The sequence below is a fragment of the Planctomycetota bacterium genome (assembly GCA_016872555.1).
Classification (GTDB): Bacteria; Planctomycetota; Planctomycetia; order Pirellulales; family UBA1268; genus F1-20-MAGs016.
In genome coordinates, this window is the sequence record VGZO01000015.1 from 74,939 (window position 1) to 85,460 (window position 10,522).

Annotated in this window: 8 protein-coding genes; 3 read left to right on the forward strand and 5 right to left on the reverse strand. The window is 70.3% G+C overall.

Features of this window, described 5'->3' with window-relative positions:
- Positions 1–5 precede the first annotated feature (5 nt).
- Positions 6–5,075: a c-type cytochrome gene (locus FJ309_07275; protein MBM3954399.1), complete on the reverse strand. Its 5,070-nt coding sequence runs from the start codon at positions 5,073–5,075 to the stop codon at positions 6–8.
- 146 nt (positions 5,076–5,221) lie between these two features.
- Here FJ309_07275 and FJ309_07280 point away from each other — a divergent pair, with 146 nt between their 5' ends.
- Positions 5,222–5,725: a hypothetical protein gene (locus FJ309_07280; GenBank protein ID MBM3954400.1), complete on the forward strand. Its 504-nt coding sequence runs from the start codon at positions 5,222–5,224 to the stop codon at positions 5,723–5,725.
- 62 nt (positions 5,726–5,787) lie between these two features.
- Here FJ309_07280 and thiD read toward each other — a convergent pair whose 3' ends face one another.
- Both thiD and FJ309_07290 read right to left on the reverse strand, forming a co-directional pair.
- Entirely contained in the window at positions 5,788–6,576 is a 789-nt protein-coding gene (gene thiD / locus FJ309_07285; GenBank protein ID MBM3954401.1) for a bifunctional hydroxymethylpyrimidine kinase/phosphomethylpyrimidine kinase, read from the reverse strand.
- Between the two features lie 103 nt (positions 6,577–6,679).
- Positions 6,680–7,237 carry a hypothetical protein gene (locus FJ309_07290; GenBank protein ID MBM3954402.1) on the reverse strand — a complete coding sequence of 186 codons (558 nt, stop codon included), beginning with the start codon at positions 7,235–7,237 and terminating at the stop codon, positions 6,680–6,682.
- A gap of 68 nt (positions 7,238–7,305) precedes the next feature.
- Between FJ309_07290 and FJ309_07295 the strand changes: the two genes are divergently transcribed.
- The gene (locus tag FJ309_07295) at positions 7,306–7,734 is read left to right on the forward strand and encodes a hypothetical protein (GenBank protein ID MBM3954403.1); all 429 of its coding nucleotides are present in this window, start codon (positions 7,306–7,308) and stop codon (positions 7,732–7,734) included.
- On the opposite strand, the gene FJ309_07300 is transcribed toward FJ309_07295, so the two are convergent.
- Both FJ309_07300 and FJ309_07305 read right to left on the reverse strand, forming a co-directional pair.
- Positions 7,697–7,921, reverse strand: a complete 225-nt coding sequence (locus FJ309_07300) for a hypothetical protein (GenBank protein MBM3954404.1) — start codon at positions 7,919–7,921, stop codon at positions 7,697–7,699. The two genes, FJ309_07295 and FJ309_07300, sit on opposite strands and share 38 nt — an antisense overlap.
- Positions 7,918–8,364, reverse strand: a complete 447-nt coding sequence (locus FJ309_07305; GenBank protein MBM3954405.1) for a hypothetical protein — start codon at positions 8,362–8,364, stop codon at positions 7,918–7,920. Before FJ309_07305 ends, FJ309_07300 begins: the two co-directional genes overlap by 4 nt.
- A 471-nt stretch (positions 8,365–8,835) precedes the next feature.
- Between FJ309_07305 and FJ309_07310 the strand changes: the two genes are divergently transcribed.
- Positions 8,836–10,380, forward strand: a complete 1,545-nt coding sequence (locus FJ309_07310) for an SAM-dependent DNA methyltransferase (GenBank protein ID MBM3954406.1) — start codon at positions 8,836–8,838, stop codon at positions 10,378–10,380.
- Positions 10,381–10,522 lie beyond the last annotated feature (142 nt).

The window sequence follows — 10,522 nt, forward strand, 5'->3', positions numbered from 1 at the left end:
GGCGGTCACTTGTCGTGGTGGGGGCAGCCGGCCGGGGAGAACAGGGCGCTCGACTCCTCGCCGCGCGCCGCGACGTAGGCGACCAGGTCGAGGACCTCGTCGCGCGACAGCTTGTCGAGCAGCCCCTTGGGCATGATCGACACCGGCGAAGCCTTCCGCGCCTCGATCGACGCCTTCGGGATCCTCACCGGCTCGGCCCGGGCGACCGGGTTCTCGACGATCGCCAGCTCGGTCGGCGTCTCCGCCACCACCAGGCCGGTGACCGTGCGGCCGTCGTCGGTCTGGACGGTGACGCTGCGGTATTTCTCCTCGATCCGCAGCGACGGCTCGAGGATGTGGCGTGTGATCTCGAGCGGCGTCATCTGGGCGTCGAGCTTGGCCAGCTCGGGCCCGAAGGCGTTGCCGGCGTCGCCGAGCTTGTGGCAGGAGACGCAGCTGGCGGTGCGGAACAGCTCGCGGCCATGGACGAAGCTCCGCCCCTTCTGCAGCCCCGCCACGCTCCCTTCGAGGTCGGCGAGCGTCCATTCGGTGCGCGGGCGGCGGTCCTTGAGCAGGGCGTCCTTGATCTCGAGCGGGTGAGCGGCAAGGTACCCGGCCGGGTCGGCGAGATACCCCTCGAGGTCGTCGACGACATACAGCGCGCCGAACATCCGCCGCCAGTGGCCCGGGTAGGTGCAGACGTAGGGATAGACGCCCGGCGCGGAGGGCACCTCGAACGCGAGCCGCTGCGTCGCCTGCGGCTGCATCAGCGTGCTGGCGGCGAGGACGGCCGGGTGCTCGGGCACGAACTGCCGCTTGGCGAACGCCGGGTCCTGGGCCTGCGCCTCGGCCAGCTCCCCCACCTCCTGCATCGTCCCCGGGCGGGTGACGACGAAGTTGTGCGGCATCACGTCGGCGTTGGCCAGCACGAACAGCACCGGCCGTCCGGCCTGGACGGCGATCGTCTCGACGTCATAGGCCATCCGCTCGTAGACCGTGCCGATCCGGACCACGCGGACGCCGAGGGCGGCCAATTCGGCGCGGCGCGCCTTCCCCTCGGCCGGCGGCAGGAGCGTCGACAGCCGCTCGGCGAACTGCCAGGCGGCGAGGCCCGAGTCGCTCGAGCGCTCCTCGGCGGAGCGCGTGCGCAGCCAGTCGACCAGCGCCCCCACCAGATCCCCCGCGCCGTCGGCGGGCCACGCCGACAGCGGGATCGTCGACAGCGCACGGATCGCCGCGTCGCGGTCGCCGTCGGCCTTGACGTAGCGGGCGACGCGCCGGAAGGCCTCGGCCTCCTTGCCGCGGACGCCGGCGACCGCCGCGAAGGCGGCGCGGCGGATCGCCGCCGCGGTCCGCGCCGAGTCGCTGGCAAGCTGGAGCTCGGCGGCCGGCGCCGGCGCCGGCTGCTTCTCGACCACGAACGCGTCGCCGCGCTGGGCGTCGAGGACCCGGAGCGTGAAGTTCTTGAGCCGCTCGCCGAGGGACCCCTCGCGGTTGTGGATCACGATCCGCTCGATCCGCCGGTCGGCGCCGAGGTCGACCTCCCACCACGGGTTCTCGGTCCCCTCCTGGGAGTGCGTCTGGCCCCCCTTCTCCCAGGCGGGGTGGGAGTTGCCGTCGATGGCGCGGGCGGCGTCGCCGCCGTTGGAGGTGTTTTTCTGCGACGCGGTGCCGCGGCGGGCGACGTTGTCGCCACCGGCAAACACCTCCACCTCGGCGAGCGTCAGCGTGCGCTGCTTGCCCGGCAGCTCGATCCGCACGTAGCGGCCGACAGTCCCCGGGACGCCGTCGCTGCCGCCGGCGTCGACCAGCGGCAGGATCCGCTCGTAGAGCGCCGAGCGGACCGCCGGATCGGCGACCAGCGGCAGGGCCTCGACGAGGTCGACCTGGCGGCGCGGATCGGCTGCGGCCAGCCCCCACGCCTTGGCGCTGGGGTCGGCGTCGCCGGCGGCACGGGCGTCGATCGTCATCAGGCCGACGTACCCGATCCGCCGCAGCACCGGCCGCCGGGCCTGCGTCGCCAGGCGCTCGAGGTCGCCGCGCAGTTCGGCCAGCTCGCCGGCCGGGCGCGCCAGGAGCACGCGGATCAGGTCGAAGACCGTCGGCGAATCAACCTCGCCGTCCTGGCGGTCGAGGCTGTCGAGCGCCGCGGCCGCGACGCGGACGACGCTCGTGCCGTCGGCCTTGGCCAGCGCCTCGACCGCCTCGGTGCGGAGGCGCTCGTCGAGGCCGGGGCGGAGGAGCAATTCCCGGTACAGGGCGGGACTCCGCGGTTCGTGGATCAACTCGTCGGTGGACAGGTTGCGGTACAGCCAGCGCCGGCCGGCGTCGGTGGCTAGCGCCAGCGGCTGCTTGGACTCGCGCGCCCGGCGGAGCTCCGGCTCGAGGACGCGCGCCGCCTCCTTCTTCACGTAGTCCATCTGCCGGTCGGAGGGGAACTCACCGGCGATCGCCAGCGCCTCGACCGCCTCGGGCTGGCGGAGGTAGGTGGCGGTGCGCACCGCCTCGAGGCGGACGCGCGGGCTGGAGTCGGCCGCGGCGCGGCGCACCATGTCGAGGGCGTTCGGCACCCGGTCGGCGACCGCCGCCAGGACGCGCAGTGCCGCCGCACGGGCCCGGGGATCCTGCGAGCCGAGGACCGCCTCGAGCAGTGGCACGTCGACCTGATCGAAGTGCCGCAGCGTCCACAGCGCCTCGAGGCGCCGGTGCTCGAACTCGGGCGCCGCCGCGTCGAGGCCCGCGAGCCAGGCCTTCACCGCGGGCACGACCTCCGCCTCGGGGCGGCCGGCGAGCTCGAGCTTGGCGCGGTAACGGACGCGGTCGATCGGATCGGCGAGCAGCGTGACCAGTTCCTTCACGCTCCTGCCGGCGATCGGCACCGGCGTGGCCGTCGGCTTCCCCGCCATCACCACCCGGTAGACGCGGCCGTGGATCCGGTCGCGGCTCGGGTCGCGGAGGTTGTGCTGCATGTGGCCGATGATCGGGTTTTGCCAGTCGGTGAAGTAGATCGCCCCGTCGGGGCCGACCTCGAGGTCGGCCGGGCGGAAGTTGGGGTCGCTCGACGACACGATCGGCTCGGCCTCGGTCGCCTCGGGGAAGCTCCCGGCGCCGGCGGCCAGCGTGTAGCGGAGGATCCCCTGGAAGCCGATCACGTTGCCGACGAGGAGATTGCCCTGGAGCTCGGCGGGGAAGTGGGCGCTCGAGAGGAACTCGATCCCCGGGCAGGGGCGCGTGCGCTGCTGGTAGACGCTCGGCGCACCCGCGTGCTTGTCGAGCCCCTCCAGCCGCGTCGAGAACACCGACCCCCAGTAGGGGACGGCACCGGTGCCGTCGACGACGATGTCGTCGCCCCAGTGGTCGAAGGCGTGGCCGTGGGGGTTGGCGAACGAATAGGAGGTGTACAGGCCGAACTTGCCGGTCCGCGGCTCGTAGCGGTAGACGGCGCCGTTGGCACAGCGCACGGGCGGGCCCCACGGCGTCTCGCTCTGGGTGTGGTGGAACGTGCCCTCCTGGAAGTAAACAGCCCCCGAGGGGTCGAAGCAGAAGCTGTTGGCGGTGTGGTGGGTGTCGGCGGTGTCGAGGCCGCCGATGATCCGCTGCTTGACGTCGTAGTCGTCGTCGCCGTCGGTGTCTTCGAGGTACAGGATGTCGGGCCCCTGGGCGACGATCACCCCCTTGCCCCAGAACTCGAAGCCCGTCGGGTTGTGGAGATCGCCGGCGAACGTCTTGATCCGGTCGGTGCGCCCGTCGCCATTGGTGTCCTCGAGGATCAGGAGCTTGTCGTTCATCGGCTCGTCGGGGCGCCAGTGCGGGTAGGTGGGCCAGGCGGCGACCCACAGCCGACCCTTCGTGTCGAAGGCCATCTGCACCGGGTTGATCAGCTCGGGGAACATCGCCTCGTCGGCGACGAGCTCGACCTTCATCCCCGAGTGGACGGTCATCTTCGCGATCGCCTCCTGCCCGGAGAGAAACTCGTGTTTGCCCCCCTCGAGCGCCCCGGGCTTGTTGGTCTTCACCGGGACAAGCTCCGGCAGGCCGACATCCTCGACGGCGGGAAGCTTCGCCGTCGGGTCGGCGAGCGTGGCGCACGTCGCCCAGATCCGCCGGTCGCGGTTGGCGGTTTTGACGTCGAGGTATTCGAGCTCGCGCTGGCCGACCTCGTAGTTGGTCTGGCTGTCGACGAATTTCAGCCAGGCCCGGCCGCCGTAGGTGGAGTAGCCGTCGGTGACGCGGTAGCGGTTGAACCAATAGAAGTTCTTGTCGACCACCGCCGCGCGGAGGCGCGCGAGGGACTCCGGCGTACGCACCGGCGGCGCGCCGAACAGCGCCTCGTCGAGGATCCGTGAGATCTCCCGGTCGCCGCTCTCGTTGGGGTGGATGCCGTCGCTGGTGAGGTTCTCGGCCGACTTGGCATACGCCTCGCGCGACGGCGTGAACAGATCGACGAACACCACGCCCGCCTTGTCACACTCCTCGGCAAGCGCCTTGGTGTAGAGGGCGAGGTTGACGTCGTGGGCTTTGCCGTCGGGCCAGTGGGCCCGGCCGATGTCCTCGTGGGCGATCGGCGAGACCATCACGAGCTTCGGCGGGGCAACGCCGTTGTAGTGCTGGGCGAGGGTGTGGCGGATGAAGGCCTGCACCTGGCCGCGAAACGCCTCCAGCCCCGCCGGGCCGGCGTGGGCCTCGTTGGACCCGAAGAAGGCGAGGATCGCGTCGGCCCGGGTGCCGACCAGCTCGAACCGGTTCTCGCGGACGAAGTCCTTCGTGGCCAGCGCCCCGGGATTGGGGATCGGCGCCGAGCCGGCGAGCCACTGGTCGGGGGTGCCGAAGTCGGCACTCCGCATCCGCTTCGCCGGATCGATCTCGTCGCCGTCGTAGGCGAGGTTACGGATCACGAGCCGGTGCTTGGGGAAGCGGCTGTGGAGCAGGGTCTCGAGCCAGCCCGTGTGCTGCATCGCGTCGGCGACGCCGCCGCCGATGATGCACACATGGCTCCCCTCGGCCAGTTCGAGCCGCGCGGCCGACGCCGGTGCGGCGGCCAGAAGCACGCTGACACCGGCCGCGAGCACCACCGACAGACCCGATTGCCGACGCATGAAGCGACTCCCCGAGACGCTTCCCGCCCCCCGTTCATCGGCGGCTCCGGGCGTGAAGCGGCCGGGAAGTATACCGCCGGGAAGGGAGCGCACGGGGGGCCCGCCGGGGCGGCGTAGACTCGTTCCCCTGCCGGAGGAACGACCTGATGCCCGTGCCCCCTCTCCCCGTACTGTCGTCGGCCGACCAGTTTGCCTGGCACGTGGCCGCCCGGATCGACTTCATCGTCAATCTCCTCCTCAACGGCGCGATCGCCTGGTGGTTCTACGGCGCCGCGCCGCGCGTCGCGCTCGCCGGCCCTGGCTCGATGGAGTCGATGCTCGTGCCGATGGCGTTCTTCCTCTGCGCGATCACGACGGTCTTCGGCTGGTGGAACGCCGTCCGCGAGCGCCGTGCCGGCCGGGTGGCGCCGGGGCTCGCCGACGCCGCGGGCTGGTTCGGCCGGGCGCTCGTCGACGGCGTGGCAGCCGGTGCGATCGGCGTGGCGACGATGTGGATGGCGCTGCGCGTGGTGGACCGGACGATTCCCGCCGCAGCGCTGCCGGGGAGCGCCGCGGTGGCGGCGATCGCGCTTGCCGCCGGGGGCCTCGGCTACCTGTTCCACGGCCGCGCGGTGGTGCGCGGCGGCCGCTGGCGTGCCGCGCCGGCGTGAGCGGGGAAGTCGAGCGCACGGCCGAGGGGCACGAATGAATCCTACGCTGGCCAGAGGGGGCGTCAGCCCGGATCGGCGAAGTGATCGACGGGGCCGCAGCCGCCGCCGAGGCCGGGGGCACTGGCGATCGCCGCACGGATGAACCGGCAGGCACCGGCCACCGCCGCGGCGACAGGCTCGCCTGCGGCCAGCCGCGCCGTGATCGCGGCGGAGAGGGTGCAACCCGTGCCGTGGGTGTGGCGGGTGTCGATCCGGGGTGAAGAAAAAGTCGTCACGCGCCCCTCCGACCAGAGCAGATCGACCGCCGCGCCGTCGAGGTGGCCACCTTTGACGAGTACGTGGGGGGGGCCGAGGGCGGCGATCGCCCGCGCGGCGCGCTGCATCTCCGCGACGTCGGCGACGGGAAACCCGGCGAGCCGCTCGGCCTCGGCGAGATTCGGCGTGACGAGCGTGGCGCGTGGAAGGAGGTCGCCCACGAGCGTGCGCACCGCGTCGTCGGTGATCAACGCCGCGCCGTGCTTGCTGACCATCACCGGATCGACGACGAGCGGAAACGCCGTCCCGCGGAGGCGCGCCGCGACGGCGGCGATCACGACGGCGCTGCCGAGGGCGCCGGTCTTGGCGGCGGCCGGGGGGATATCGGTGAGGACGGCGTCGAGCTGGGCGACGACGAGGGCGGGCGCGAGGATCTCGACGGCCGACACGCTCCGCGTGTTCTGAACGGTGACGAGCGTGACCACGCTCATGCCGTAGGCGCCGTGCCGGTGAAACGTCTTCAGGTCGGCCTGAAGGCCGGCCCCGCCGGAGGGGTCGGAGCCGGCGATCGTGAGGGCGACGGGAGGAGCGGGCATGGGGCCGAAAGGGAGGGCAAATCGGGCGAACGGATCGTCAGGACATCGTGCCGCGCGGGGCAGGATACCGCTGCGATCCGGATTGTGGTTCCGCCGGGATCGCTCAGGGACCATCCGCCTCGCGGATCAGCGGCTCCAAACCCCTCAGCCGATAGCGCCGGCACAACCCCCGGATACGATCACGGTCGGCGGCGGGATTCCGACGCAGGAGCTCCACGATATCGGCCTTGGACTTCATCCCGCCCGCATACAACTTCAGCGCGACCAGGTGCTCCAAGGGAATGATCCGGAGGTTTCCGCCCTCCCGCATCTGCAGCGTCGCATCGGCGAGTCCGCTCTCGATCACTCCGGGAAAACGCTCGCCGAAGTTGACGATCTGAACCAGCCCGAACGGCCCGCTGACGTCGATCACGCCACCGAGCGGATCCTCTCCGTCGGGTTCCCGAAGCTCCACGTCAAAGCCCATCGTGCGGAGCGTGGCTGCGGTCGAGGAACACGCGCGGATCGCGATGTTCACGCCCAGATCGATGTCTTCGGTGTGCCGGACGTACCGATGGGCGGCAAGAGCGGCAGCGCCGATGACGATCGCTCCGATGCCCTGCTCCGCGAGTGCCGCGGCGATCTGCTCCGCTGCCTCGAGGAGGTCAGGCTGATGTGCCATCGCGTTGGTCCGATCGAGCATGTTGCAGGAGAGCGGCGAAGCGCGCCTTCAAGCTGAGTGCGAGTCGGATGCGCTCCTCGACCGAAAGCCGTTCGATCCGCTGCTGCTCGAACTCCTTCGAGCGCCTCATGCAGGCACTGGATCGCGGGCGATGGTTCGCAAGCGGTGTTCGTCCCATGTTGCAATCATACCGTTCGCAGCCAGGGCAGGCGGCTGGGCGGCCCCTGCCGAATATCGAGAAGCAGGACTGGAGCCTGTCGATCCCGCTCGACGTCGCCCGGCCGACGACCGCCGCTGCGACCAGCGGAGTCGCGGCCGAGCCCGAGTCACTCGCCGAGGCGTGGGCACAGTGGAAGGCCGACGGCGCGGCCTCCTGGCGGGAGATGGATGACGTCAGCGCGATGCTCGACGGGCTCGTCGCGGAGGAGGTGAGCGATCGCCGATCCCGCCGCCTGTGGACTACGCCGACGCTGCCAGCCGATCGGCCGGCCCGCTGAGGTATTCCCGGACTGCCGCCTGCATCCGATCGACCTCGGCGAGAAACCCCGACGCCGAGAGCCGGTAGGCCTCCGGATCGGTCTCTACCTGCCGGAGCCGCACGAGCTGGCTCACGAAGTGACGGATGCGGTCGAGCGTCGCTTCCAGCTCGGCGTCGGTCGTGATCGGGCTGTCGCCGGTGTTCATGCGGAAGGCTCCACGATTTCCACGATCCCGCGCTGTCCGCCGCCGCGAGTCACCTGCCAATACTCTACCGCGGCCTGCTCACCACCAAGGGCGGCTAGCGCCCGCACCCAGAAAATGCTGGCCCCGAAATGCTCGGCTGCCAGGGTATGGTCGAACACAGCCGTCGCCTCCCCCGCGACCCCCGCCACGGCGAAATCGTCTTCCATCACGAGAAACAGGTCCACGTCGTCCGGGGCCGGCTTGTTGGTGACAAACGACCCGAACACGACGAACCGCCGAACTTTTTCCGTGGACAGAGCCAGCCGATGGATTGCCGCCAGCCGCCGGCCGGTCGCGACCCGTTCGGGTGTTCCGCTCCCGAACCGCGCGAGGATCTCCGCAAGCGTCGCCGCGTGGACGCCGGGAGGCAGGTCGCCGTTGGCGGTTAAGGCGGGTAGCGGCATCGGGACGATCAAGGCGTGCAAACGCTTTCGCTGTAAGTGTACGCGTGTTCATTTTTTCGTGCAACCTGCGCACAGAGGGGCGAAGGCGCGAGATGCACTCGATTCGCATCCCCAAACGGGTAACGACTGCCGACCTCAAGGCGGGCGTGGCGCGAAGAAGGTCGCTCACGAGCGTGCGCACCGCCTCGGCGGCCGGGATGACGCGCGCGCCGCGAATACGCCGAGATCTGAAGGTGTGGCTGGCCTTCCCAACCCCTTTTTCCGGGGGAAATACTTGCTCCGCAGAAGTCGGCCCTCGTTTGTCCACCTGGTTTGGTTCAATGGGTCTGCGTTCGTCCGGGCCGGCGCGGCCCATCGGGAGCGCCCGTCGGCGGAAGCTCCGCAGATCTCGCAAGGGCCGTGATCGTGGCACAAGGAAAACCGAGATCACCGAAGCGAGCGGCCAATCGCAGATCCAGCGCGACCAAGGAATTGCCCTTCGACGACGCCGCTCACAAGGCGCCACCGGAATCCCCCGCGGGCGCCACGCTCACGCTCAACGCCCTCGAGTCCCACCTCTGGGAAGCCGCCAACATCCTCCGTGGCAGCCCGCTCGGCCGCACCGACTGGATGAGCTACATCCTGCCGCTCCTCTTCTTCAAGCGGATCTGCGACGTCTGGGACGAGGAGACCGCAGCCGCCCGCGAGCTCTACGGCGACAGCGAGTTCGAGGATTTTCCCGAGGCGCACCGGTTTCAGGTGCCCGAGGCGTGCCACTGGCAGGACGTCCGCAGCCGCGCCACCAACGTCGGCGCCGCCCTCCAGTCCGCCCTCCGCGGCGTGGAGAAGGCCAACGACAAGCACCTCTACGGCGTGTTCGGCGACGCCACCTGGACGAACAAGGAACAGATCCCCGACGCGCTGCTGAAGGACCTGATCGAGCACTTCTCCTCCATCACGCTCACCAACACAGCCGTCACGAGCGACATCCTCGGCGACGCCTACGAGGTGCTCATCAAGCGGTTCGCCGAGATCACCAACAAGAAGGCGGGCGAGTTCTATACCCCGCGGGCGGTCGTGCGGCTCATGGCCGCGATCCTCGACCCGAAGCCCGGCGAGACGGTCTACGACCCCGCCTGCGGCACCGGGGGCATGCTGCTCGCCGCCGTTGAGCACGTCCGCCAGGCCGGCGGCGACCCGCGGACCTTCTTCGGCCGGCTCTACGGCCAGGAGAAGAACGTCACCACCTCCGCCGTCGCCCGCATGAACCTCCTCCTGCACGGCCTCGAGGATTTCGAGGTTCAGCGGGAGGACACGCTCCGCAACCCCGTGTTCACCGACGCCACCGGCGGGCTCGCGACGTTCGACTGCGTGATCGCGAATCCGCCCTTCTCGCTCGAGAAGTGGGGCGAGGAGAAGTGGGAGAGCGACCCGTTCGGCCGCAACTTCGCCGGCACGCCCCCGTCGTCGAACGCCGACTACGCCTGGGTGCAGCACATGGTGAAGAGCATGGCGGCCCCCGCCGGCCGGCTCGCCGTCGTGCTCCCGCAGGGCACGCTCTTCCGCAAGGCGAGCGAGGGCGAGATCCGCCGGAAGCTGCTCGAGCAGGACCTCTTCGAGGCGGTCATCGGCCTCGCCCCCAACCTCTTCTACGGCGCCGGCCTTGCCGCCTGCATCGTGGTCATGCGGCTCAAGAAGCCCAAGGCCCGGAAGGGGAAGGTGCTCTTCATCGACGCCCAGACACTCTTCCGGAAGGGCCGCGCCCAGAACTTCCTCGAGCCCGAGCACGCCCGCGAGATCTACCGGTGGTATCGGGATTTCGCCGACGTCGAGCACCACGCCCGCGTGGTGAGCGTCGAGGAGATTGCCAAGGAAGAATGGACGCTCAACATCTCCCGCTACGTCAGCCCCAAGTCCACCGACGAGATCCCACCGCTCCCCGAGGCGATAGCCGCGTTCAAGGCCGCGCTCGCCCGCTGCCGCGAAGCCGAGGCCGCGCTCGAGAAGGCGATGGTGGAAGGAGGCTGGCTCGAATGACCGCCCCGCTCTCGCAGCAGGAACTCGAAAGTTACTACTCCGGGCATTAAATAGTTGACTTGCGGGATTTGCCTCGCTATGATCAGTGCATGGCACACAAAGACGCTCGCTCGCTGTCGCCTGAAGCCCAAGAAGACCTTCG